This is a genomic window from Pantoea sp. GD03673 (assembly GCF_029844725.1).
Taxonomy (GTDB): domain Bacteria; phylum Pseudomonadota; class Gammaproteobacteria; order Enterobacterales; family Enterobacteriaceae; genus Pantoea.
This window is the reverse complement of sequence record NZ_JAOCKJ010000003.1, coordinates 163,937-187,317: the sequence shown is the minus strand read 5'-3', so window position 1 is coordinate 187,317 and position 23,381 is coordinate 163,937. Positions and strand designations below refer to the sequence as shown.

The window sequence follows — 23,381 nt, the reverse complement described above, 5'->3', positions numbered from 1 at the left end:
CGTCAGCCTCAACCAGTAAATTCCGCTTAAGGAATGAAAAAACGATTCAGCAAATGGGGTGTATGATGAAGATTAAACTGGCGTTAACGGTACTGGCGGTTCTGGTTTCAGGTTCTGCAGCAGCGAAAACCTGGGTGCTGACGAGTGCTGAACAGGGCACAGAGAAGGGCAACTGGCAGATTTCCAGCAGTGAGCTGAAGCTGTCAGGTCAGCCGTTCAGCATCGAGCAAAAAGTGCTTCACGGCGGCAAGCAGGAAGGCAGTAAAATCCTCACCCTCCACAGTCAGAATGGCCTGACCATCACGCTCAGTCCGACCCGGGGTATGAACCTGCTGCGCGTTGAAGGCTTTGGCAGCCGTATGGGCTGGGATTCACCGGTAAAAGAGGTGGTCAACCCTGCTTACATTAACCTTGAGAGCCGCAACGGTCTGGGCTGGCTGGACGGCTTCAATGAGATGATGGTGCGCTGCGGCTACGAATGGACCGGTCATCCGGTAACCGATCAGGGCCGAATCTACACGCTGCACGGTAAAGCGGGCAACACACCGGTTTCACAGCTGGAAGTTGAGGTGGCCGATGCGGCTCCCCATGAAATCCGCATTCGCGGGCTGATTAAAGAAAGCACCTTCAAGAAAACAGATCTGCAGACGATGACCGAACTGCGCTACGTGCCGGGCAGTAACAGTTTCAGCCTGCATGATGTGTTAACTAACCATGCTGACTATCCGCACGATTACCAGATCATCTATCACAGCAACTTCGGCAAACCGATTCTGGAAGAGGGCGCACGCTTCCTGGCCCCGATGTCCGGCATCAGCCCGTTCAATGACTACGCAAAAGCCGGATTAAAAGAGTGGCAGACTTACAAAGGTCCGACCAAAGACTTTGATGAGATGGTGTTCAACATCAAGCCACTTTCCGACAGTCAGCATCAGACCGTCGCTGCGATGATAAACAAAGCCGGAAACAGCGGCGCATCGATTCAGTTTGATACCCGTCAGCTCCCGATGCTGACCTTGTGGAAAAATACTGACACGCTGAAACAGGGCTATGTGACCGGTATTGAACCCGGCACCAGTTACGCCTATCCGGTGACTATTGAACGCGAGCAAAAGCGCGTGAAGCAGCTGCAACCGGGTGCCAGCACCACATTTGATCTGACTTACACCTTACTGCACAGCAGCGAGCAGGTGAATGACGTTGAGAAACGCATTAAAACCATTCAGGGTGAGACGAAGATTGATGTGAGCGAGACGCCGATAGCGAAGGAGTAAAAAGGGCAGACAACACCCCAGCGACTAAGCTGGGGTGTTGATTCGCATTGGAAGGAGGTATCTGGCGAGCGTAATAACAAATTCCGGTTATTTAACATAAGATAGATTGTGCGTATTAACCGGTTTGAGGGCTGACACCGATTTTCCTTTTCAGCGCAGCTCATCTGGCCGCACGAGCCGTCTCCGCATAAGCAACAATGACTCACTCACTATCAGTCCTGTGGCAGAATATTTACGCCCTTTACCCGAATACGCGTCATATGCCAGAACAGATTTCCTCCATGCGCGTTTAGCCTTCACGAAAAAGATTTAAGCACAATGGTTAATCCGGATTCAAAATAACGCCGGACCAGAATTTAATTTTAGCGGATCTTTTGATTAAATTTCCGGTCAGGTAATAAGGAACACCTGATTTAGTTTATAAAGCAGGAACCTGTTTAATTTCCCGCCCCGGCTGAATCCGCTGCTGTTCGATAACAACCTGACCCTGCCTGCCCACCTGATTTCGGGATGTATCCCTCAGCCGCGCCTCCTGCCTGAAGCCTGTTTCTTACCCCCATTAATCCGCTGGCATTAAGTAAAAATTAATGGCGTATAAATAATTTGCATCGTCATGTAATAACATAAGATTTTACTCTGGAAGAATGCCGTTTATTTGCTGGCAGGAAGAGGATCCGCATGTTATTAAATTTGAATGTCATGCTTAACCTCACCTTTATCCGGGGAATATAATATGAAAAAGCGCTTCGCCCTTGCGTTACTGTTTTCGTTCTCAGCATTCTCCCAGGGCGCTCTGGCGCAGCAGACACTGCGCTTTGGTGTGGACCCTACGTTCCCGCCGTTTGAATCCAAAGCGGCTGATGGATCGTTGCAGGGCTTTGATATCGATCTGGGCAATGCGGTCTGTGCGCAGGCAAAAGTAAAGTGCCAGTGGGTGCAGATGGGGTTTGACAGCAGCATCCCTGCCCTTCAGGCAAAGAAATTTGATGCCATCCTGTCAGCGATGTCGATGACTGATAAGCGCCGTCAGCAGGTAGCGTTTAGCGACATGTTGTACAACACGCCCAGTGCCTTACTGGCTCCCAAAGCCAGCACGCTGACCACCGACGTAGCCTCATTGCGCGGTAAAACGATCGGCGTGGCGCAGGGCACCATTCAGGAAACCTACGCCAAAACGAAATGGGAACCCGAGGGCGTCAAAGTCATCTCTTATCCTAACCAGATGGAAGTCTATCCCGATCTCGTGGCCGGGCGTCTTGACGGTAGCCTGGCGAATGCTGTCTCTGCTGAACAGGGATTTCTTACCTCACCTGAAGGCAAGCCGTACGCCATCAAAGGCACCCTGGTGGATAAAGTCATCTTTGGGGATGGCGTGGGTATCGCGCTACGCAAAGGCGATGAGGCAAACCTGAAGATGATCAACACGGCGCTGGCGGAGATTCACAAAAACGGCACCTACGATGCGTTGACCAAAAAATACTTCAAATTCAGGGTCTATCCCTGATTTATAGCGCCTGACGAATTGCAGGAGTTTGGAAAATATGGCACTGCCTGAATACCGCGCTCAGCGCGCACGTTTTCTGGCCGCTGCGCAGAATAAAGGCGCAGAAATCACCACGTACCCGCATCCTCTGCCGGGTCCGCAGGGAGAAACGCTGTATACGGATGTGGCACGGTCAGGGCCGGCCAACGCATCACGTCTGATGGTAGTTGTCTCCGGCACACACGGCGTTGAAGGCTATTATGGTTCAGAATGTCAGATAGCCTGGCTGAATACGCTGGATGAGAACGCATTGCCTGCTGACACTGCGCTGTTTCTGGTTCATCTGCTCAATCCCTGGGGAACGGCCCACCTGCGGCGTGTCAACGAAGACAACGTTGACCTCAACCGTAATTTTATTGACTTCAGCCAGCCGGTTCCTGCGAATCCGGATTATGCGGCGTGGCACGGTATCTATCATGGCGACCGTGCCAGCGCCGATCGGCAACTGACAGACGCGCTGGCGAGTACAGGCTGGCAGGGGCTGAAACGTGTGACAGAAGCGGGTCAGTATGCTTTTGCGGATGGTTTCTTTTTCGGCGGGCATCAGCCCGGCTGGTCTCACCTTACGATGAAGGCGATCATCGAACAGCATCTCTCCGTCGCGAAAACCATCATTAGCTTTGATCTTCACACCGGTGCTGGCGCATGGGGCCATCCGATGCTGCTCGCGATCGCGGAGCGGCATTATGCTGCGCATGACTGGGGAAAATCGCTTTATGGTGAGTGGCTGACCCTGTTATTTACCGGTGCCGAACGTGACAGCGTAACAGGCGTGACCGCCACGGCAACGGGCTACCTGTCGCAATACCTGCTGAGTGCATTAACCGGGACGACGATTTTGCCCCTTGTGGTGGAGTGCGGGACGTACGCGGGGGAAGACATGCACAGGCGGGTGCGTGATGATCACTGGCTGCATCTGTATGGCGACCCGGCGAGTGCGCAAGGTCAGGCGCTTAAGCAGCAACTGGTCGAGGGATTCTGGCCCGCTGATGCGGACTGGCGAGCACTCGTCGCTTTCCGCACGCAGCAGATATTTCAGCGCGGCTGGCGTGCCCTTGCGGACACGCCCTGATGTCACAGTCTGCCGTAAAAAGTCATCCGCGCGGTTTCTGACAACGCAATGCCAGGCTGAGTATTGTAAGCCAGCACCGCCAGCATCCGGGTGACCTCGCCTTCGGTTGGCGTCACCCGGTGAAGGGCGTTACGGCCACGAAACAGCACCAGATCCCCGGCATCGATTTCCAGGTCGTCAACCGGCTGGCATGCGTCCAGCACCGCCCCGACACCGGCAAAGTTCATCTCACCGGCATCCGCATCCCGCAAATCTTTCACATACTGAAACACCCCGCCCGCCAGCGGTTTTTGAACCAGTAAGGTGATAGCAAACGAGGAGTTGTCGAAGTGCCAGCCCAGCTCCTGGCCGTGAGGCGCGTAGTGCAGGTTGATCGAGGAAAGCGGATCGGCGTAAGGATAAAGCGCTTCCTCACCCAGCACATCGCACAGGAAGCGCTTAAACAGATCATCATTATAAAGCTGACGCAGTGGCGATTCGGCAGCGATAACATCGTCGGTAATGCAGCCTTTGGTGCTGAGCACAGCCCGGTTACGCGGGTGCTCCGCGCTGAAAGCGTCATCAGGTTTCATCAGATAAACATTGTGTTTGCTGTGAGTATGATAAGCCAGATGACGCTTTGCATTGCCCTCTGCAATGATCGCCGCTAAGGCTGTGCTCTGTAAGAACTGGCGCAGGACCAGCGCGCCGGACTGATTTAATTGCTCACGACAGCGCTGACGCCAGCCATGATCGGCCAGCGGATGAAGATCGAGACGAACCAGGGAGTCAGACATAGCAACAATTCTCACAATAAGCAGGTGTGATGCTACTCTACCTGTCGCCTGCCACGCTGCGTAACGATAAAAACTTACTGCCCTGATAAGGAAGAGTTAATGCCCGCCCAACTGCCAAGGTTGCCAAAAATCAGCGTTATACAGTCATTCAAAGTGGCCGCCGAACTGGGCAGTCTGGCAAAAGCAGCCGCCCAGCTGGCCCTGACACCGGCGGCGGTCAGTCAGCAGATCCGTCAGCTGGAGGCGCAACTTGGCAGCGCTCTGTTTCTGCGCACCCAGAGTGGCGTGATGCTGACCGAAACCGGCAAAGCGTATCTGCGTTATGTCACCGAAGCGTTTGATATTCTGCACCTGGGCCAGCAAAACATTCGTCATGCGGCCAGTGCGCCCACCCTCACGCTGTATGCTTTACCGGCGCTGGCGTCGAAATGGTTGTTGCCACAGCTGGCGAGCTGGCGCGATCATTGCCCGACGGTCAATATTGCGTTACACGGCACCCATTCACAGGTTGATTTCACGGCGATGCCCGCCGATTTCGTCATCTGTTTTGGGGACGATCGCTACCCGCAGTTAAATAAGCTGATGCTGTTTCATGATGACGTGCTGCCAGTGGCCAGCCCCGCGTTATTGCAACGATTCACCCCGGACACGATCTTAAGCCAGGCTCCTCTGATCCACCTCGACTGGGGTCATGAAGGCCGATTTCTGCCTGACTGGCAAAGCTGGTTTCAGGCCAAAGGCATGGATGAACCTTTGCCGCAGCCTGCATTCAGCTTTAACCTGACCTCGCTGGCGATTGATGCGGCGGTCGCGGGTGCCGGACTGCTGCTGGGACAACGACGCCTTATCGCACCGGAACTGGCGCGTGGCGATCTGGTAATAGTGGATGAACTCTGCCTGCCGCTCAGCAAGCCCTACTACCTTGCCTGGCCGCAACGCACGCTGAGCCAGCCTGGCAGTGAAGCGATGATCGGCTGGTTACGCGAACGGGGCGCGAACTGCACATAGCCCGTGGCCCCGATGTGGGCCGCCTGTGGCCGCCGGTGTGAAATTGCCAGCGGGCACCGTGCAGATTGCCACTACGGCACAGCTGTACCCGGCGGGTCAGCTGTCATCATCATGACCTGTTATCCTCAACGATGACCGCGACGCGTTGCCCGGCACGGACTGCGCTGCCCGGCTGGACGCTGATCTGCTGAATGATCCCGTCGCACGGGGCCAGAAGCGGGATCTCCATTTTCATCGACTCCAGTACCACCAGCGTATCGCCTTCCCGCACCCGGCTGCCTGCTGTGACCTGCACCTGCCATAAATTACCGGAAACCGGGCTTTCAACCCCCTGCTCTCCCGGCTGGAGCGGCGTGTCACCGCCTTCATCCGCCACGCTTTCCTGACTGTCAAAATGGGCCTGGCCGCTGGCTATCCAGCGGTCACGTTCGGCATTGAACGCGCTCTGCTGGTGATTGCGGAAGGCACCGATACTTTCCGCTTCACGCGCCAGGAAATCCTGATACTCCGCCAGCCGCAGCGTGCTGTGCTCAATACGCAGCGGATAGCGACCCAGAGGAAAATCGCGGCGAATCTGCACCAGCTCACTGGCTGAAACCGGATAAAAACGGATCTGATCGAAAAAGCGCAGCAGCCAGGGTTTGCCGCCAAAGTCGGGCACGTCATGATACCGATTCCACATCTGCAGCGTGCGGCCCACAAACTGATAGCCGCCGGGCCCCTCCATGCCATAAACGCACAGATAAGCGCCGCCGATCCCCACCGAGTTTTCTGCCGTCCAGGTGCGGGCCGGGTTATATTTCGTCGTCACCAGCCGATGACGCGGGTCCAGCGGTGTGGCGACCGGCGCGCCGAGATAGACATCGCCCAGCCCCATCACCAGATAGCTGGCGTCAAACACCGTGTTCCAGACGGCCTGCTCATCCGGCAGATCGTTTATCCGGCGGATAAACTCAAGATTGCTCGGGCACCAGGGCGCATCCTGCCGCACGGTGGTCATATATTTTTCGATAGCCTTCTGGCAGGCCGGGTCGTCCCAGGAGAGCGGCAGATGCACCACACGTGTGGGCACCTGAAGGTCATCACTCATGCAGACCGTCTCCCACTCACCGCGCACCCAACTCAGCAGCACCTCCGGCGTCAGCGTTTCCGGCTGGAAGTGGATTTGCAGCGAGCGGATCCCCGGCGTGATATCAATAATGCCCTTACGGGACTGCGCTTCAAGCGCCTGCATCAGGGCGTGAATGCGGAAACGCAGCACCAGATCCAGCTCCGGCTCACCAGCCTCCAGCAACAGATGCGTATCACCGGAGAGACGCGCCACCAGACGTTTATCCGCTTCGCCGCAGGTCATGACAACGGGCGAAACCCAGGGCGCAGGCTGCCACGCTGTTTCCTGTGGCTGTAAGGTGGTCAGCTCGGTGCGACGGCCCAGGGCCAGTCGCCGGGCGGTCGGGATATCCACCGCCACAAACTGGACTTTGTCACCGGCTTTGAGTTGCCCCAGCTGCCAGAGATCGGCTTCGATTACCGTCACCGGGCAGACGAACCCGCCGAGACTCGGGCCATCCGGTCCCAGAATGACCGGCATATCGCCGGTGAAATCAACTGCGCCGATGGCGTAAGGGTTGTCATGAATATTCGAGGGATGCAGCCCCGCTTCGCCACCACTGTCGCGGGCCCAGATCGGCTTTGGCCCAATCAGGCGCACGCCGGTGCGGCTGGAGTTAAAATGGACTTCCCAGTGAGTGGCAAAGAACGTCGTCATAAAGGCCGGCGCAAAAAACTCCGGCGCACCGTGAGGACCATAAATGACCCGCAGCGTGCGCACGGCGGCAAGGTCAGTGCGCAGTCCGGCAGGCAGTTCTGTTCCGGTCGCGCCCGGGGTACGCGGCGCAAGATGCAGCACGTCACCGCTGCGGAGTGCGCGTCCGGCGTGTCCGCCAAATTCGCCGAGGGTAAAGGTACTCTTACTGCCGGAATAATCCGGCACCTGAACGCCCCCGCTCAGGCAGAGATAGCTTCTGACGCCCGCGCCACGCATTGCACCCAGCTTCAGCAGGGACCCGGCCGGGACGGTAAACACGGTGTCCATCGCCTGCTCAACCCCATCCAGCGTGACATGAAGCGGCGCGCCACAGATCACCGCCTCTGTTTCGGTATTAAATTTCAGGGTGGGTCCGTTCAGGGTGATTTCCAGCGCGGCCTCACCCTCTGCATTCCCCAGCAGACGGTTGCCCAGACGCAGTGCGCGATCATCCATCGGCCCTGACGGCGGCACGCCTACCGCCCAGTACCCCAGACGGCCGGGATAATCCTGAACGCTGGTCTGGGTCCCGGGACTCAGCACCTCAACGGTAGCCGCCTGATAGCGGAGTTGCTCCAGACAGCGGGTCCAGGGTTCACCCGCCGTAAAGGGCGTAAAGGCTAAAATCTGTAACAGATAGAGGCGATTGGTTTCGACGCCGTAAAGACGGGTCTCTGCCAGCGCCTGCGTCAGGGCGGCGATCGCCTCTTCACGCGTGGGCCGGAAGGTAATCGCCTTTGCCAGCATCGGGTCAAAAAATGGCGGGACTTCACACCCCGCTTCCACCCAGCGGTCGATGCGAAGCGTTTTACCGTCGGCTGCCGGGAAGAAAACGTCGGTCAGTAAGCCCGGCGAAGGCTGGAACTGTCGCCCCGGATCTTCCGCGTAGATGCGTGCCTGCACGGCATGGCCCTGAGGATTCAGCGTGGCGGCTAGGGAGGCAAGTGGCGGGAGGTCGCCTGCCGCCAGTGCAATCATCCACTGCACCAGATCCACGCCCCACACCTGCTCCGTCACGCCATGTTCAACCTGAAGCCGGGTGTTCACTTCGAGAAAATAGAAGTGCTGCGTCACGCTGTCATAAACAAACTCCACCGTTCCGGCACTGCGGTAGTTCACCGCTTTACCCAGGGCGACAGCCGCTGCACACAGCGCGTCGGCCATACCTGCGGGCAGGTTGGGCGCGGGTGTCTCTTCAATGACTTTCTGGTTACGTCGCTGCACCGAGCAGTCGCGCACACCCAGAGCGATGACGTCCCCCTGACCGTCACCGAAAATCTGCACTTCAAGATGGCGGGCGCGTTCAATATATTTTTCCAGAAACACCCCGGCGTCGCTGAAGTTGTTCTGACCCAGGCGTTGCACCGTTTCAAACGCCTCTGACAGCGCCTGGGCGTCATGACAGACGCGCATACCAATGCCGCCACCGCCCGCAGTGCTTTTGAGCATCACCGGATAGCCAACACTCTCTGCGGCGAGGCGGGCTTCGCTGACATCCGCCAGCAATTCACTGCCTTCCAGTAACGGCACCCCTTCGGCTTTCGCCAGCGCCCGGGCCGTGTGTTTCAGGCCAAAAGTCCGTAACTGTTGCGGCGTGGGTCCGACAAAGATCAGACCGGCAGCCTCACACGCCTCGGCAAAGGCAGCGTTTTCCGAGAGAAAACCGTAGCCAGGGTGAATTGCCTGGGCACCGCTCTGCTGTGCGGCGGCAAGGATTTTTTCCGTCGCCAGATAGGTCTGTGCGGCTGGCCCCTCGCCAAGGCTTAGCGCTTCGTCCGCCTCACGGACATGTAAACTGCTCAGGTCAGCTTCGGCGTAAACGGCGACCCCTTTCACCTGCATCGCACGCAGCGTGCGCAGGATGCGACAGGCGATCGCGCCACGGTTGGCAATCAGTAAGGTATCAAACATAAGCGAACTCTCAGGGATGCGGGCCGTCCCGCAAAATTCGATAGTCCCTGGGGCCGTCCCCGGGGCTGACCGGCACGTCAGCGGCGTGCGTCGGTGAAAGGTTCAGAGAATCAGTGTGCGTGACGGTCTCAGTTCCACACCAGCACTTCGGCAGGTGTCGGATTCCAGCCATTACAGGGGTTATTCAGCTGCGGGCAGTTGGAGATCAGCACCATTACGTTGCATTCGGCCACCAGCTCAACATATTTACCGGGTGCAGATAACCCGTCCTCGAACGTCAGACCGCCTTCAGGTGTGACCGGAACGTTCATGAAAAAGTTGATGTTGGCCCCGATATCCCGCTTATGAAGGCGACCATCGTGCAGGCAGGCACAAAGAAAGTTATCCCGGCAGCTGTGCATGTACCGCTTATCCTGGGCATAGCGCACGGTGTTGCTCTCCTGCGAGCAGGCCCCGCCCAGCGTGTCGTGACGACCACAGGTGTCAGCCACGATAGTCAGCAGCGGATGACCGAGATTTGAATAGAGCACGCTGCCGGTAGTCAGGTAGACCTTGCCCTGACGGCGCAGCGTGCGCTGGGGATCGTAGCGTTCCCGTGGGTTGTCGGTGTTGTAGAACAGCGTATCAATGGCCTGATTGCCTTCAAGGTCGTGCAGGCGCAGCGTTTGCCCTTTCTTCACTTCAAACAGCCACGGCTCTCCTGCCGGAATCACGTGGCGATAAACAGCATCTTCGGGACGACGATCGGAATGGGTCAGGGTCATCGTAGCCTCCTTACAGGGCAAAAAGTTGGGTGTTATCAAATGCGCGCTGGTTTTCACCGCGGGTAATCATCGCTTCGCTGACTCTCTGCCTGTCATCGGCCTGATACCAGCTCAGCTGCACCGGCTTCGGAAGGTAGTCAGTGGCGGGATCCTGAGGGTGCTGCAGCGCAGTCAGCACCAGCAGCACGTCCATCGGGGCGTACAGCTCAATAAAATCGCCCGCACGGCTGTTGTCCACGCTGAACGCGAAGCGGCCCTGCTCATCGACCGTCACTTTGCTGAAAAAGTTGACGACCATCAGTAAATCCTCCAGACCCAGATCCCATTTGCCCATCTCAACCAGCAGATTGTCCACGCCGTTGCGGTAGAAGCCGTTGCGCAACGCCTGATAAGGTCCTGAGCCGTACCTGTCTCGCGTTTCTTCCGCGTTAAGTACGCCGCCAAACGGGTCGTGCCAGCCGCAGCTATCCGCCACTATCGCGGCCAGTACGCGCCCCATGTCGGAGTAAAAACAGTGGCCGGTGGTCAGCCGGGCGGTGTGCTGGCCTTTCAGGGTATCCGGCAGATTCAGCCGTTCACTTTTCTCGTGAGGATTGAGCATCATCATGCTGACGTTCGCACCGCCTTCGATGTCTGTCAGGCGCAGGATCTGCCCTTTACGCAGAATCAGCGAGGTATGCGCGCCGCCAGGCAGTTGCTCTTCGCGCAGGCTCGGGGCTGAATGAAACAGTGCTGTCATTGAGCGATCTCCTTAAAGGGGTAAACATTGTTATTGCTGCCGGTTGCCAGCTGAGACAGCCGCGTCTCATTTAGCGGGATGTCGTAGGTGATACGCGCACCCCACGCACCCGGTGCCTGAGGATCGAGGCGCACTTTGTCGAACACCAGCAGCCGCGTGCCAAGATTGAAACCTTCTGCCAGGTCGTGAGTGACCATGAACACCGTCATGCGGGTTTCGCTCCACAACTGGAGCAGCAGCGCATGCATATCTTTGCGAATGCCGGGGTCCAGCGCGCCAAACGGCTCATCCAGCAGCAGCACGCGTGGCTGCATCACAAATGCCTGCGCAATTGCCAGCCGCTGCTGCATTCCGCCGGAAAGCTGCGCCGGGTATTTATCCAGCGAATGACCCAGTCCGACCTTCTCCAGCATCTGTCTGGCCTGCTCACGGGCCTGGCGTTTTCTGGCACCAAACAGCCGGCCCGTAAAGGGTGACGCCGGGAGTTCGAGGCCAATGGCGACGTTATCCAGCACGCTGAGATGGGGAAAAACGGAGTAACGCTGAAAAACCACGCCACGGCTGCGATCCGGCTCAGCGGGCAGCGGCTTGCCCTCCAGCGTGATGGTTCCCCGCGTCGGCCTCTCCTGACCGAGCAGCAGCCGCAGAAATGTCGACTTACCGCAGCCGGATGCGCCTACCAGCGAGCAGAATTCGCCCTCCCTGACCTGCAGGCTGATGCGTTCCAGCACTACGTGGTCGCCATACTCCTGCCAGATATTTTTGATATCGATAAAACTCATTCCCGGCCTCCTTCCGCCCAGGGGAAACAGGCTTTGTGCAGCTGACGCAGCGCAAGGTCCATCAGCCACGCCAGCAGCGTTATCCAGATGACATACGGAATGATGACATCCATCGCCATGTAGCGGCGCACAAGGAAAATGCGATATCCCAGCCCGGCGGTGGCGGAGATGGCTTCTGCGGAGATCAGAAAGAGCCATGCCGATCCCAGCAGCAGGCGCAGCGAGGTAATCAGCCGGGATAAGAGCGGAGGAAGCACGACACGCAGCACCACCGTCCAGCTGTTCGCGCCCAGCGTTTGCGCTTTGATAAACAGCTCAGTGGGGATCTCCCGCGCCCGATGTTCCAGATCCCGTGCCAGCATCGGCGTAATGCCAATAACAATCAGCATCACTTTTGACAGCTCATCCAGCCCGAAGACGATAAACAGCATCGGCAGCAGCGCCAGCGGGGGGATCATCGACACGACGGTCATGAAGGGTGACAGCGCCGCTCGGGTCACCGGGAAGACGCCCGCCGCAATGCCAATGCAAAGCCCCATCACCGAAGAGATCGCCAGACCGGTCAGCAGACGGGTTAAGCTAACCCACGTATCGGCCCAGAGCAGATACTCCCCGCTGCGCTTATCCGGCGTGAACGCCATCCGGTCTATGGCCGCAATCATCTGCGACAGACCCGGCAGCAGTTTGTCGTGAGGATTCGCCTCCAGACGCACCGCGGAACTGATAAACCACGCAGCGATTAGCAGCACAAAGGGTAACAGCATCAGCGTCAGGCGCATTCCCTGCCGGGGATAGCGGTTGATGTGGCGCATGGCAAAAACTCCTGAGATCGGTGATTAGAGCTTGCCCGCAGCGGCCAGCTTCAGATAGCTGTCATCAAAGCGCAGTTTGATGTTTGCGGTATCACCGGCAGTAATGTTGCCAGGGAAGCTCATGCCGATGAAATCAGCGCTTTGTGCGCCCTCGCCCAGCAATCCTTTATCAAAGGAGAAGGCCGCGACGCGCTGCATGGTTTTAGCCAGATCGGGGGAAGAGACAAAGGCCTGGGTTTCAGCAGGGGTCCAGAAAAGGTGCGTGGTTTTAAGCTGCGCCTTGTAACCGGCGAGGTCAGTACCGGAGTCGGCAGCCATGGCACTCAGTGCCTGCGTGTCACCGGCCTGCATTTTCGCCATCATTTCAAACCAGGCCCCGGTCAGCGCTTTACCCAGTGCCGGGTTATCTTTCAGGTTGTCGGTATTCACCACCATCATGTCAATCAACTCACCCGGTACGGCGGAGGAGCTGAACACTTCCGTGGTTTGCGGGGTCTTTTTGATAACAGAAAGCTGCGGGTTCCAGGCCACGGCGGCCCTGACGTTGCGGGTGCCAAACGCTGAAACGATATCGGCATCGGAGGTGTTCACGACTTTGACATCTTTTTCCTGCAATCCGGCCTTCTCCAGACCGCGCACCAGCAGATAGTGCGACACTGACAGCGCAGGCAGATAGACCGACATCCCTTTCAGATCGCTGAGTTTTTTATTTTCGCCTTTCAGCACCACACCGTCGTTGCCTTCGGAATAGCTGCCGGTAATCAGCGCTGTGCTGTCGACGCCGCCTGCTGCGGGGATGGTCAGGGCGTCCATATTGGTCATGGTGCAACCGTCAAACTGCCCTGCGGTGTACTGGTTGATCGATTCGATATAATCGTTGAGCTGAACGATATGGATTTTGATGCCATATTTGTTGGCCCATTTATCAATGATCTTCTCGTTGCTGAGGGTGCCCCAGGGCATCCAGCCCGCGTAAATGGTCCAGCAGATGTTGAACTCTTTTTTGACCGCGGCGAAAGACGGCGTGCTGACCAGCAGCGCCAGCGACACAATCAGCGTCAGGAGTGGTGATTTCTTCATGGTTAACCTCTGGTTGGCACAAAAAAATGGGAGCAGCGCAGGACACCAGATGGTGCCGCTGTCTCCCGGGCTTTTGTCCCGCCGTGTAACCTCGCAGAGGTCGCCAGCTCTCGGACCAGACATTCACCTGCGTGAACCGGAACCCTAGCCAGCTATTTGTTATCAACATGTCATACGCTGCTTACTGCTGAGGATTCAGCAAATGGCGTGCCAGAAATTAACGCACTACAAATCAGCAGGATACGCGCATTCCGGCCCGCAAGGCACCGGGATGGTGAACCAGCAATGGGCATTGCACATAATCAGTGCCGTGCGGGTTGATGAGGCTGAAACGCCCGGATAATTTCTTCTCTTGCCTGCTGCCCTGCCGTCATAACGACGCAAACCGTGACGCATATCACTCATCGTTATATAATCCATTGCATAACGAATGTTGATTTTTAAGGACAGTAATGAAACGCTTCTGGCAGGCATGCACACTCGGCTTACTGATACTTCTTCCGCTCTCTTCCCAGGCCTCGCGTCAGATTACCGACCAGATTGGCCGTCAGGTCACGATTCCCGACCACGTTGACCGTGTTGTGGTGCTTCAGCATCAGACGCTGAACCTGCTGGTGCAGATGAACGCCACCGATAAAATTGTGGGGGTGATGGCGAACTGGAAGCAGCAGCTCGGCGACGGCTATGCCCGTCTTGCGCCTGAACTGAATCATATGGCCACGCTGGGGGATCTGACGCATGTTGATCCCGAAAAACTGGTGGCGCTGCACCCGCAGGTGGTGTTTGTTACCAACTATGCGCCGCATGAAATGATCGACAGCATCACCGCGCTGGGCATTCCGGTGGTCGCCATCTCGCTGCGTCATGACCAGCCGGGTGAAAAGGCGAAAATGAACCCCACCCTCACTGACGAGGAGATGGCCTATGACCAAGGACTGCGCGAAGGGATTACGCTGATAGGCGAGATTGTGAACCAGCCCGCAGAAGCGAAAGCGCTGATCGCGGCCACCGATCAGGGCCGCCAGATTGTCCGCGATCGCCTCAGTGACATTCCGGCGGAGAAACGCATTCGCGCCTATATGGCAAACCCGGAACTGACCACCTACGGCTCGGGGAAATATACCGGGCTGATGATGCAGCATGCGGGCGCGGTCAACGTCGCTGCAACGACCCTCAAAGGGTTTAAAACCGTGTCGATGGAGCAGGTGATCGCCTGGGATCCCCAGGTGATTTTTGTGCAGGATCGCTATCCTTCTGTCGTAGATGAAATCACCCGTTCCCCGCAATGGCAGGCGATCGACGCGGTCAAAAATCATCGCGTGTATCTGATGCCGGACTACGCCAAAGCCTGGGGCTATCCGATGCCGGAAGCAATGGGGTTAGGGGAATTGTGGATGGCAAAAAAACTCTATCCGCAGAAGTTTCAGGATATTGATATGAACACGCTGGCTAATCGCTGGTATCAGCGTTTTTATCGCACCACTTATCAGGGACCTGAGTGATGCAGGTGCTGGTGGTAAGTAAAACGCCGTCTTTTGTTTTGCGCCCCGGACGCATCAGGGGCGCAAAAGCCGCATTACAACTGCGCGAAATCCACGTTAAGCGTGTGGCTGATGTGTTCTGCCTGGTCGATGGCTTTGTCGCCCTCACCTGTCAGAATAAAAGCGATGGCGAAGGCAAAATCAAATGCCGCACCCAGGTCCTGTCCGCTCAGCAGATTGCCATCTTTAACGACTGACGCGTTAACGTACACGCCGTCGGTCACCCCCTCTGATGAGGTGCCGGAACTGACATAACGCCGCCCTTTTAAAAGAGCGTGAGGGGCCAGTACTCTGGCCGAAGCGGAACAGATGGGGCAGACCAGACGGCCCGCGTCGTCGTGCCGGCGAATAAAATCAATCACCGCAGCATTCGCAGACAGATTTTTGCTGCCGTCCGGGCCGCCTGGCACAATCACCGCATCAAAGAGCCGCGCGCGATTCTCTTCCAGCAGCTCATCAGCCACGACCTTTACCTGATGGTAACTGGTCACTTCCCTGAATGGCTGACAGGCCAGCGTGGTCACGCGAACGCCCAGGCGAGAAAGAATATCGAGCGTGATAATAGCTTCAGCTTCTTCAAAGCCGGGAGCGAGTAGCAGGGCAACGTTCTTATCCATAAAAAATCCTTTTTACAGTGAGGGTGTGGATGGAGCAAAGAACGTTATCCTGGTCTGTGCAGGCGCACGTTTTACTGATCCATATCAAATCCGGCTGGGGTTTATTTCCGGGGTAAACGGCGGCAGCGGTTAACGCTGCCGCCATTGGTTACGGCAAAGCAGCCGCTTAAAATTCTTCAGGTTCTCCCGGTAGCGGCTCGGTCAGTTCCTGCCCTTTTACACCGGCATAGGTAATCACCAGTTCAGCGGGTTCATCGAGGGTGTAACCGCGATGTGCGCTGTTAACGGTTTCATTCAGGGCTTCTCCCGCAGTGAACGTGCGCTGTTCGCCGCTCTCTTTATCCTCGACAATCAGGGTGCCGGACAGAATAAACGCCGCATTGGGCATGGGATGGGTGTGCCAGGGCAACGACGTGTGGGCAGGCAGCGACAGACGCATCACTGTCAGTTCGGGTTCACCAGTGGGATAAGCATCGATCACCTCACCGTTCCAGGCCTGGCTGCTGCGCATCACTTCGACCGCGTTGATTTCGTTATCCTGCTTTGACATGGTTAATCCCTGTTAATTTTCAATGGAATGCCGGTTGTGACTGAGCAATAAGCGTAGAAGAAAATGGCGCTGATGCCTGCCTGCGGTAGAACGCGTGTTCTGTCTGGAAATTGCAGAGAGCCAATGCCGGAAAATACCGGAGATGATGGGATCAACAGAGCGGATGGTTAATTAATATCCGGAATGTGCATTGTAGTTATAAGATATATTCCGGCGTCAGTACGCAACCTGTGAGTTCTGTATTATCTTTGAAGCCATCTACTACCCGAGGGATTTCTGATAATGAAAGGTCTGTTTACGGCATTACTCGCCAGTTCTGTTTTATTATTATCCGCCTGCTCTAAAGATGACGATAACAAAGTGAAAGTGGCCATTAATACCGGGCCGGATGAAGCAATATGGCAGGTGGTGCAGCAGGTTGCCAAAGATAAATACAAGCTTGATGTTGAAGTGCTGAATTTCAATGATTATGTGCTGCCAAACGAAGCACTGAATAACAAAGAAGTGGATGCGAACGCCTTCCAGAGCCTGCCTTATCTTGAAGCCCAGTCAAAAGAGCGCGGCTATAAGTTTGCGGTGGTAGGTAAAACATTCGTCTTCCCGATTGCTGCTTATTCGCACAAAATTAAGAACATCAGTGAACTGCAGGACGGTGCCACGGTCACTATCTCTAACGAATCGACCACGCTGGGACGCAGCCTGCTGTTACTTCAGGCGCAGGGTCTGATTAAACTCAAAGACGGTGTTGGCTATTTACCCACCTCTCTGGATATCATCGAAAACCCAAAAAATCTGAAGCTGGTTGAAGTTGATACCCCGCAGCTGACCCGCACATTAGACGATCCGAACGTCTCTTTATCCATCATCAATACCAACTTCTCGGCGCAGGCTGGATTATCTGCACACCGTGATGGTTTATTTATGGAAAGTGCCTCGTCGCCTTACGTCAATGCGCTGGTATCACGTGAAGATAATAAAGACAGCGACAAAATTCAGAAGCTGAAATCTGCACTGCAGTCACCGGAAGTTGCGGCGAAAGCCGAAGAAGTTTACAAAGGTGATGCGATTAAAGGCTGGTAAACCGCCCTTAATTGCACATTAACGATCAAAAAAGGCCGCATTGCTGTTGCGGCCTTTTCTTTTGCTGTCTGCACAGTTCTCTGCACGTCTGTCGGCCCGGTTACGTTCGGGTGTCTGCCAGAAAGACCCGACGACGTCAGGCTGCTGCACCTTTAGGCTGAGCAGCAAGATGGCCCGCCCACAGACTCGCAACCCATTTCACCCCTTTGGCGGTGAAGCGCGCCTGTGAGAAAGCGTGCTGGTTTTCACCTGTACCGGTATGCAGCGTAAAGTAGCCTGCCTGCAAATGGTAGTGCTGCGGCGTCAGCGTACCTTTGGCGCGATACATAATGTTGCGCTCCAGCAGAAACTGACGGAATTCCGTTTCTTTCACTTTCAGCATTTTGCAGAGCTGGCGAAAGCCCAGCGAGTCATCGACTTCAACAAAGCTGTCAAAGAATGCCGCCTTAGGGGCCGAGAGTGCCAGCTGCTGCTCCGCAGCCTGACGCTGTTCGAACTGCTCCGCCCACGCACGAGCTGCTTCAGCCGGGTTAGTGAAGTCAGGCAGATGTGTCGTTTTCTCACGGTCCTGCCAGCGGTCCAGCACTTCAGCAGTGAAACCCGGCGACAGACGCGCCACGGCCAGCAGTGAGTCACGCTTGCTAAGGCGATACTCCTGACGCACCTCTCCATCCCGCTCATAGTCATTCACTTTGAGTGGCTGAGAAAGACGCTGAGCCGTTTCCAGACTTTTGATTAACCGCTTCACTTCTCCGTGTGTGATGCCGGTCATCTGAGCCAGTTCACGGCTGCTCATTGTGACCGATTGTTCCAGAGATTTGAGGCTTTCAGTCGAAATCATCATGGGTTCACCCCTCACTAACGCTACCAATACCCGGCGGGCAGTCCATTTATTATACAAACACCTGTTCAAATATCCAGTATTTTATTTAAGCAATAACGTCAATGGAACCGGTTACGCAAAAAGCGGAGAAGGAAGTGATTTCAGGGCATGCCTCTCTTTCTGAGATGCGCAGGTCAGCGCGTGGCGTCCCTGTGCGGCAGCCCGTGATGCGAATTATCGCTTCTGTTATTTACATATAATCACAATGATGGACACAGACTCTTTACATTACAGTATAGTGAAGGCTGTCAGCAGGTTACTGACCTGCCATGCTCGCTATTATTGATTCGGGGTGCAGGGCCGGAATCTGGCCCGTTATCACTGAATGTCACCTATTACTGGAGTAAGTCATGCAGCCGTTGAAAGTCGCCTTTATTAAAGCTAACTGGCACAGCGAAATCGTTTCTCAGGTTCTGACCGGTTTCGAACAGGAACTGGACAGTCGCGGTGCTGCGTATGAGATCAAAACATGGGATGTTCCGGGCGCTTTTGAAATGCCGCTGCTGGCGCAACGTCTGGCGCAGACCGGCAATTACGATGCCATTGTCTGTGCTGCACTGGTGGTGGATGGCGGCATCTATCGCCATGATTTCGTCGCTCAGGCCGTTGTAAGTGGTCTGATGCAGGCGCAGCTGGCAACTAACGTGCCTGTCTTCTCTGTGTCACTTACGCCACATAATTTCCAGCCGTCGGCAGAATTCATCGACTTCTACACCCAGCACTTTGTTAAAAAAGGTCAGGAAGCGGCGCGAGCGGTCTGTCAGATCCACGCTCTTGAGCTCTGATAATCGGTCATGAAGGGTGATAACCCTTCTGCCCGCGCTGTTTAAGGAGAAAACGTTGAAGAATTTACGTCCGCCTTTACCGCCATTTACCCGGCCTGAACAGGCAATGGAAAAAGTACGGCTCGCTGAAGATGGCTGGAACAGTCGGGATGCGGAACGCGTCGCGCTGGCCTATTCAGCAGACAGCCAGTGGCGTAACCGTGACATCTTTCTGACTGGCCGGGCAGACATTGTGGCTTTCCTGCAGCAAAAATGGCAGCGGGAGCAGCAGTACCGGCTGATTAAAGAGCTGTGGAGTTTTGACCAGAACCGGATTGCGGTGCGGTTTGCCTATGAATGGCACGACGAACAGCGACAGTGGTATCGCTCTTATGGCAATGAGAACTGGGCGTTTGATGAGCAGGGTTTAATGATGCAGCGTTTCGCGAGCATTAACGACCTGAAAATCAGCGAAGAACAGCGGCTGTTTCACTGGCCACAGGGCCGTCGCCCCGATGACCATCCTTCACTGAGCGAACTCGGCTTATAACAGGCGTGTCCAGCGGAGAGCGCGGCTCTCCGCCATCATTCACTCAGCCCTGCTCGCCCTTGTTCTCAACAAAGGTCGCTTTGTTGCGGGTGACCGTATAGGCCACTTTCTTGACATCTTCAGGTGACGTGGTCACTTCTACCGGCGCAATAGTTACCCGGCCCAGACCGAACAGCGTGGGGACATAACCACCAATCTGATGCTTCCCGGCCGCAACATGCAGCAGTTTGCTTTCACCATTCGGCAACCTGCCGGCATCTTTACCATCTACAGTCAGGAACACACTGGAGCCATCATCCGCACGGGTCTTGATATGTGACACATCAATCTGCGTCGGACCAGCAGCAAATTCATCGGATGCATCGCTGGCGGCATGTTTCGCACAACCGGTCAGTACAGCAGCAACCGTCACAACGGCGAGAGTAAAACGATAACGCATTGGGCACTCTTTCTCCTGATCATTGAACCCCTTATTTTAGCGGTTTGCAGGGCGGATGTAAGGGGGGATGCAGTCAGCATGCTCTTAAAATGGGCAAAACAGCGCTGCTTTTATGAACGCTTAACGTAAAGAATCTTTACTGAATAAATACACAGTTTTTTAAGAACGCAGAGGCAAGATTTAACCTGTTGATCGCCCTGACGTTAATACGTTCGCTCAATCGAATAAGCGCAGCGTCACGCGCAGAACTTAGCGCTTTTATTGAGCGCCACCCCTGTTAATTAACGATTTTTAGGTTCATAGTGGTTGTTCATCCCCGGCTAATCCCGGCGGCCTTTCCCTCAGCAGAGGGCACGATATGCAATTTCATACTACCGATACTGTTTGTGCGATAACCGGCACCCATCCCGCGAATCTGAAGCGCTGGATGAAGCAGGGATTACTGACCTCTCAGCAGCATGCCGACGCGTGGAGTCATGCACATCTTAGCGAAATCCGTACTCTGGTTGGGTTAACGGCTACCGGTGCAACACTTGATGAGATCAGGCAGAGTCAGAAAGACGCAACGGCGGTCAGGACTCAGGGCTGGGCGGCGCGTAAAGGCGACATGCTCTGGCAGCTTGAATTTGGCTCACCCCTGTCGCTTTCACGTCAGATGCACAACATGTCCAGCAATTACAGCGGTGATGATTTCATCATTAACCTGTTGCGTCCACTGAGTGTCTGGCTCCATGCCGACCACCGTAAGGGCGCATCTCGCCGCCTCGATCGTTTTGAACAAACCGTTATGCAGCAGGCGGACAAGGTGATGCGTGTCTCATCGCGCAGTGAATCCTCTATTCCTCTGTTTCTGGAAGCGGTGAGCGTTCTCGATAAAACCGAAATCTGGCTGGAGGCGATTCGTCTTACTGCGATGGGCTTTCATGTCGCGGTTGACTCGCGTGCCACCGGACAGCCTGCCATTAAAACCGCCCTTCACCAGCATCATGTGATGTGGTGTGGTGCTGGCATCAGTCAGGTTATGCAGGACTATTTTGATCAGCAGAGTCAGGAGGGTTTTCCGGTTATGCTCAGTGGACCCGATCGTAAAGTGCTCTTTTGCCGATCGTCCTCTTCCAGCGCTGCCTGATAGCAGGCAGCTTCTCCTTTCCCCCGCTTTTCCGCGCCAGTAAATAATTTTTTCCGTTAAGAATCTCTTAAGGTAGCCCCTTATACTGGTGCCTCTATCCTGACGCATTAACGAGACTCTGATGAAAAAAACGCTACTCACCCTGACCCTGTGCCTCTCATCCCTCACGTTGACTGCTGCATACGCCGCGTCTGACCTGACCAGTTGTGCCGCCAAAAAGCAGGACATTGAGACCCGCCTCGCTTTCGCTCGCCAGCACAATAATACCCAGCAGGTTGCCGGCCTTGAGAAAGCGCTACGTGAAGTGGATCAGAACTGTACCGAAGGCAGCCTGTTAAAGGAGCGCCAGGAAAAGGTGGCAGAGAAAAAGCGTGAAGTGCTTGAGCGCGAACAGGAACTGGCGAAAGCGAAAGCAGAAGGACGCAGCGCCAGTAAAATCCAGAAGCGTGAAGATAAATTAGCGGAAGCGCGGGAAGAACTGAAAGACGCCGAACAGGCTCTGCATCAGTAATTTTCCTGGGCCAGCCTGCCGCGCTGGCCCGCTCATTCTCACCCCTTCCCCGGCTTGCTTCTAACTCCCTGATTAGCCAGCTCAATCTCCGCCCAATCCATTACTTAATGTAATCCTTTGATTACTTATTCTCATGCGCATAATGGGGGCGGCAAAGTCAACAACGTCATGATCAATTATTTAACTTTTTGAACGCCCTCAAAGAACTGAAAGATAGCGAAATTCGCGCTTCTATGCAGGCTGCACGCACGCTTAGCGCATTTTTATTCGCCTTCTCGGGGGTGTTACCACGAATCTATTCACTCTTGTTGCCCCATAATGGGGCGCTGATGCCCTTTTATGGGGCAATCACACCATCTTATTTGTTTCATAAGTGTTAGATTATGTCCGCGCTCTGTCATGCGCTCTTCGTCCACGGCTCCACACAATAACTAACTTCATTAAGAAAGGTTTTTTATGGATAAGTTATCTTATGCGTCTGAAAGCAGCACATCTGCCTGGTCCACCTACCTGCAGCAAATCGACCGGGTTGCGCCTTATCTGGGCGATCTTTCACGTTGGATAGATACTTTGCGGCATCCCAAACGTGCGCTGATTGTCGATATTCCTCTCCAGATGGATGATGGCTCGATTCGCCATTTCGAAGGCTATCGCGTTCAGCACAACCTTTCGCGCGGGCCGGGTAAAGGCGGTATTCGCTATCATCCGGATGTCGATCTTAATGAAGTCATGGCGCTCTCCGCCTGGATGACCATTAAATGTGCGGCGGTCAACCTGCCTTACGGGGGGGCCAAAGGTGGCATCCGGGTCGATCCGTTCAAGCTGTCCGAAAGTGAACTTGAGCGTCTGACCCGTCGCTACACCAGCGAAATAGGGATTATCATCGGACCCCAGAAAGATATCCCGGCACCGGACGTCGGCACCAACAGCAAAGTGATGGCCTGGATGATGGACACCTACTCCATGAACCTCGGCACCACGGTGACCGGCGTGGTGACCGGCAAACCGATCCACTTAGGCGGGTCGCTGGGCCGTGAAAAAGCCACAGGGCGTGGGGTCTTTATCACCGGCCGTGAAGTGGCACGCCGCGCCGGTATTGAAATTGAAGGCGCACGCGTGGCGGTTCAGGGTTTTGGTAATGTCGGCAGCGAAGCGGCCCGTCTGTTTGATGACGCAGGCGCACGCGTGGTGGTGATTCAGGATCACACGGCGACCCTGTTTAATGCAGGCGGCATTGATATGGCTGCCCTGACCGAATGGCAGATCGCCAACAAGCAGATCGCCGGTTTCTCGGGTGCCGAGAGCATTGATAAAGAGGCGTTCTGGACGACGGAGATGGATATTCTTATCCCGGCCGCGCTGGAAGGTCAGATTACCCGCGAGCGCGCGGAGATCCTGAGCTGTAAAATTGTGCTGGAAGGCGCAAACGGCCCGACTTACCCGGATGCGGATGACATGCTGGCAACGCGCGGCATCATTGTGGTGCCGGATGTGGTCTGTAACGCAGGCGGCGTTACCGTCAGCTACTTTGAATGGGTGCAGGACATGGCCAGCTTCTTCTGGAGTGAAGATGAGATTAATCGTCGCTCCGACAAGATTATGACGGAGGCGATGGTTCACGTCTGGGAGAAGTCGAAGGAGAAAGATTGCTCGCTGCGCACCGCGGCTTACATCGTGGCGTGTGAGCGCATCCTGATGGCGCGAAAAGATCGCGGCATCTTCCCGGGTTAATCCTTATGGCGCTGTTGT

22 protein-coding genes and 1 riboswitch are annotated in these 23,381 nt (G+C 55.6%); of the genes, 11 read left to right on the top strand and 11 right to left on the bottom strand.

The window, feature by feature from the left end:
* The first annotated feature begins 65 nt into the window (after positions 1–65).
* The 3 genes from N5J69_RS06795 to N5J69_RS06785 all read left to right on the top strand — a co-directional run bounded on the left by N5J69_RS06795 (position 66) and on the right by N5J69_RS06785 (position 3,889).
* Positions 66–1,274, top strand: a complete 1,209-nt coding sequence (locus tag N5J69_RS06795) for an aldose 1-epimerase family protein (RefSeq protein ID WP_279769435.1) — start codon at positions 66–68, stop codon at positions 1,272–1,274.
* Positions 1,275–2,007: 733 nt separating this feature from the next.
* A complete protein-coding gene (locus N5J69_RS06790) occupies positions 2,008–2,778 on the top strand; it encodes an ABC transporter substrate-binding protein (RefSeq protein ID WP_279769028.1) in 771 nt (256 codons plus the stop codon).
* Between the two features lie 37 nt (positions 2,779–2,815).
* Positions 2,816–3,889: a DUF2817 domain-containing protein gene (locus N5J69_RS06785; protein WP_279769027.1), complete on the top strand. Its 1,074-nt coding sequence runs from the start codon at positions 2,816–2,818 to the stop codon at positions 3,887–3,889.
* Positions 3,890–3,891: 2 nt separating this feature from the next.
* Here N5J69_RS06785 and N5J69_RS06780 read toward each other — a convergent pair whose 3' ends face one another.
* Positions 3,892–4,665, bottom strand: coding sequence for a 2OG-Fe(II) oxygenase family protein (locus N5J69_RS06780; protein ID WP_279769026.1), 774 nt, complete (start codon positions 4,663–4,665; stop codon positions 3,892–3,894).
* 99 nt (positions 4,666–4,764) lie between these two features.
* Here N5J69_RS06780 and N5J69_RS06775 point away from each other — a divergent pair, with 99 nt between their 5' ends.
* Positions 4,765–5,673, top strand: a complete 909-nt coding sequence (locus N5J69_RS06775) for a LysR substrate-binding domain-containing protein (protein ID WP_279769025.1) — start codon at positions 4,765–4,767, stop codon at positions 5,671–5,673.
* 109 nt (positions 5,674–5,782) lie between these two features.
* Here N5J69_RS06775 and uca read toward each other — a convergent pair whose 3' ends face one another.
* The 6 genes from uca to N5J69_RS06745 form a co-directional block, all read right to left on the bottom strand.
* On the bottom strand, positions 5,783–9,391 hold the full coding sequence (gene uca, locus N5J69_RS06770) for an urea carboxylase (RefSeq protein ID WP_279769024.1): 3,609 nt from the start codon (positions 9,389–9,391) through the stop codon (positions 5,783–5,785).
* A gap of 128 nt (positions 9,392–9,519) precedes the next feature.
* Positions 9,520–10,155 (bottom strand): urea amidolyase associated protein UAAP2, encoded by a 636-nt coding sequence (locus N5J69_RS06765; protein ID WP_279769023.1) that lies wholly within the window; start codon positions 10,153–10,155, stop codon positions 9,520–9,522.
* 10 nt (positions 10,156–10,165) lie between these two features.
* Positions 10,166–10,894 (bottom strand): urea amidolyase associated protein UAAP1, encoded by a 729-nt coding sequence (locus tag N5J69_RS06760; protein ID WP_279769022.1) that lies wholly within the window; start codon positions 10,892–10,894, stop codon positions 10,166–10,168.
* The gene (locus N5J69_RS06755; protein WP_279769021.1) at positions 10,891–11,676 is read right to left on the bottom strand and encodes an ABC transporter ATP-binding protein; all 786 of its coding nucleotides are present in this window, start codon (positions 11,674–11,676) and stop codon (positions 10,891–10,893) included. Before N5J69_RS06755 ends, N5J69_RS06760 begins: the two co-directional genes overlap by 4 nt.
* Positions 11,673–12,488, bottom strand: a complete 816-nt coding sequence (locus N5J69_RS06750; RefSeq protein WP_279769019.1) for an ABC transporter permease — start codon at positions 12,486–12,488, stop codon at positions 11,673–11,675. Before N5J69_RS06750 ends, N5J69_RS06755 begins: the two co-directional genes overlap by 4 nt.
* A 24-nt stretch (positions 12,489–12,512) precedes the next feature.
* A complete protein-coding gene (locus N5J69_RS06745) occupies positions 12,513–13,568 on the bottom strand; it encodes a putative urea ABC transporter substrate-binding protein (protein ID WP_279769017.1) in 1,056 nt (351 codons plus the stop codon).
* A gap of 60 nt (positions 13,569–13,628) precedes the next feature.
* A riboswitch (guanidine-I (ykkC/yxkD leader) is annotated at positions 13,629–13,727 on the bottom strand.
* Between the two features lie 293 nt (positions 13,728–14,020).
* On the opposite strand from N5J69_RS06745, the gene N5J69_RS06740 reads away from it, so the two are divergent.
* A complete protein-coding gene (locus tag N5J69_RS06740; RefSeq protein ID WP_279769015.1) occupies positions 14,021–15,070 on the top strand; it encodes an ABC transporter substrate-binding protein in 1,050 nt (349 codons plus the stop codon).
* 74 nt (positions 15,071–15,144) lie between these two features.
* Here N5J69_RS06740 and N5J69_RS06735 read toward each other — a convergent pair whose 3' ends face one another.
* Together N5J69_RS06735 and N5J69_RS06730 are read right to left on the bottom strand one after the other, a co-directional pair.
* Positions 15,145–15,726 (bottom strand): DJ-1/PfpI family protein, encoded by a 582-nt coding sequence (locus N5J69_RS06735; RefSeq protein WP_279769013.1) that lies wholly within the window; start codon positions 15,724–15,726, stop codon positions 15,145–15,147.
* Positions 15,727–15,892: 166 nt separating this feature from the next.
* The gene (locus tag N5J69_RS06730; RefSeq protein WP_279769011.1) at positions 15,893–16,276 is read right to left on the bottom strand and encodes a cupin domain-containing protein; all 384 of its coding nucleotides are present in this window, start codon (positions 16,274–16,276) and stop codon (positions 15,893–15,895) included.
* Positions 16,277–16,558: 282 nt separating this feature from the next.
* Between N5J69_RS06730 and N5J69_RS06725 the strand changes: the two genes are divergently transcribed.
* Positions 16,559–17,356, top strand: a complete 798-nt coding sequence (locus N5J69_RS06725) for a MetQ/NlpA family lipoprotein (protein WP_279769009.1) — start codon at positions 16,559–16,561, stop codon at positions 17,354–17,356.
* 136 nt (positions 17,357–17,492) lie between these two features.
* Here the strand turns inward: N5J69_RS06725 and N5J69_RS06720 are convergent, their stop codons facing one another.
* Positions 17,493–18,200, bottom strand: coding sequence for a phage antirepressor KilAC domain-containing protein (locus tag N5J69_RS06720; protein WP_279769007.1), 708 nt, complete (start codon positions 18,198–18,200; stop codon positions 17,493–17,495).
* A 389-nt stretch (positions 18,201–18,589) separates the two neighbouring features.
* Here N5J69_RS06720 and N5J69_RS06715 point away from each other — a divergent pair, with 389 nt between their 5' ends.
* Complete coding sequence (locus N5J69_RS06715) at positions 18,590–19,024, top strand: 6,7-dimethyl-8-ribityllumazine synthase (RefSeq protein WP_279769003.1); 435 nt, start codon at positions 18,590–18,592, stop codon at positions 19,022–19,024.
* Positions 19,025–19,079: 55 nt separating this feature from the next.
* On the top strand, positions 19,080–19,553 hold the full coding sequence (locus N5J69_RS06710; protein ID WP_279769001.1) for a nuclear transport factor 2 family protein: 474 nt from the start codon (positions 19,080–19,082) through the stop codon (positions 19,551–19,553).
* A gap of 43 nt (positions 19,554–19,596) precedes the next feature.
* Here N5J69_RS06710 and N5J69_RS06705 read toward each other — a convergent pair whose 3' ends face one another.
* Complete coding sequence (locus N5J69_RS06705; protein WP_279768999.1) at positions 19,597–19,992, bottom strand: hypothetical protein; 396 nt, start codon at positions 19,990–19,992, stop codon at positions 19,597–19,599.
* A 358-nt stretch (positions 19,993–20,350) separates the two neighbouring features.
* Here N5J69_RS06705 and N5J69_RS06700 point away from each other — a divergent pair, with 358 nt between their 5' ends.
* From N5J69_RS06700 to N5J69_RS06690, 3 genes are all read left to right on the top strand, one after another.
* The gene (locus N5J69_RS06700; protein ID WP_279768998.1) at positions 20,351–21,121 is read left to right on the top strand and encodes a MerR family transcriptional regulator; all 771 of its coding nucleotides are present in this window, start codon (positions 20,351–20,353) and stop codon (positions 21,119–21,121) included.
* 121 nt (positions 21,122–21,242) lie between these two features.
* Positions 21,243–21,632 (top strand): DUF1090 domain-containing protein, encoded by a 390-nt coding sequence (locus tag N5J69_RS06695; protein ID WP_279768996.1) that lies wholly within the window; start codon positions 21,243–21,245, stop codon positions 21,630–21,632.
* A gap of 456 nt (positions 21,633–22,088) precedes the next feature.
* Positions 22,089–23,363 carry a Glu/Leu/Phe/Val dehydrogenase gene (locus N5J69_RS06690; protein WP_279768995.1) on the top strand — a complete coding sequence of 425 codons (1,275 nt, stop codon included), beginning with the start codon at positions 22,089–22,091 and terminating at the stop codon, positions 23,361–23,363.
* Positions 23,364–23,381: the final 18 nt, after the last annotated feature.

Excerpts from the sequence above, each read along its gene's own strand:
- N5J69_RS06725 (WP_279769009.1), top strand. The coding sequence starts at position 16,559 with ATGAAAGGTCTGTTTACGGCATTACTCGCCAGTTCTGTTTTATTATTA.
- N5J69_RS06775 (WP_279769025.1), top strand. The coding sequence starts at position 4,765 with ATGCCCGCCCAACTGCCAAGGTTGCCAAAAATCAGCGTTATACAGTCA.
- N5J69_RS06760 (WP_279769022.1), bottom strand. The coding sequence starts at position 10,894 with ATGACAGCACTGTTTCATTCAGCCCCGAGCCTGCGCGAAGAGCAACTG.
- N5J69_RS06720 (WP_279769007.1), bottom strand. The coding sequence starts at position 18,200 with ATGATGATTTCGACTGAAAGCCTCAAATCTCTGGAACAATCGGTCACA.
- N5J69_RS06690 (WP_279768995.1), top strand. The coding sequence starts at position 22,089 with ATGGATAAGTTATCTTATGCGTCTGAAAGCAGCACATCTGCCTGGTCC.
- N5J69_RS06740 (WP_279769015.1), top strand. The coding sequence starts at position 14,021 with ATGAAACGCTTCTGGCAGGCATGCACACTCGGCTTACTGATACTTCTT.
- N5J69_RS06780 (WP_279769026.1), bottom strand. The coding sequence starts at position 4,665 with ATGTCTGACTCCCTGGTTCGTCTCGATCTTCATCCGCTGGCCGATCAT.
- N5J69_RS06735 (WP_279769013.1), bottom strand. The coding sequence starts at position 15,726 with ATGGATAAGAACGTTGCCCTGCTACTCGCTCCCGGCTTTGAAGAAGCT.
- N5J69_RS06730 (WP_279769011.1), bottom strand. The coding sequence starts at position 16,276 with ATGTCAAAGCAGGATAACGAAATCAACGCGGTCGAAGTGATGCGCAGC.
- N5J69_RS06700 (WP_279768998.1), top strand. The coding sequence starts at position 20,351 with ATGCAATTTCATACTACCGATACTGTTTGTGCGATAACCGGCACCCAT.
- uca (WP_279769024.1), bottom strand. The coding sequence starts at position 9,391 with ATGTTTGATACCTTACTGATTGCCAACCGTGGCGCGATCGCCTGTCGC.
- N5J69_RS06795 (WP_279769435.1), top strand. The coding sequence starts at position 66 with ATGAAGATTAAACTGGCGTTAACGGTACTGGCGGTTCTGGTTTCAGGT.
- N5J69_RS06695 (WP_279768996.1), top strand. The coding sequence starts at position 21,243 with ATGAAAAAAACGCTACTCACCCTGACCCTGTGCCTCTCATCCCTCACG.
- N5J69_RS06750 (WP_279769019.1), bottom strand. The coding sequence starts at position 12,488 with ATGCGCCACATCAACCGCTATCCCCGGCAGGGAATGCGCCTGACGCTG.
- N5J69_RS06715 (WP_279769003.1), top strand. The coding sequence starts at position 18,590 with ATGCAGCCGTTGAAAGTCGCCTTTATTAAAGCTAACTGGCACAGCGAA.
- N5J69_RS06745 (WP_279769017.1), bottom strand. The coding sequence starts at position 13,568 with ATGAAGAAATCACCACTCCTGACGCTGATTGTGTCGCTGGCGCTGCTG.
- N5J69_RS06705 (WP_279768999.1), bottom strand. The coding sequence starts at position 19,992 with ATGCGTTATCGTTTTACTCTCGCCGTTGTGACGGTTGCTGCTGTACTG.
- N5J69_RS06785 (WP_279769027.1), top strand. The coding sequence starts at position 2,816 with ATGGCACTGCCTGAATACCGCGCTCAGCGCGCACGTTTTCTGGCCGCT.
- N5J69_RS06755 (WP_279769021.1), bottom strand. The coding sequence starts at position 11,676 with ATGAGTTTTATCGATATCAAAAATATCTGGCAGGAGTATGGCGACCAC.
- N5J69_RS06790 (WP_279769028.1), top strand. The coding sequence starts at position 2,008 with ATGAAAAAGCGCTTCGCCCTTGCGTTACTGTTTTCGTTCTCAGCATTC.
- N5J69_RS06765 (WP_279769023.1), bottom strand. The coding sequence starts at position 10,155 with ATGACCCTGACCCATTCCGATCGTCGTCCCGAAGATGCTGTTTATCGC.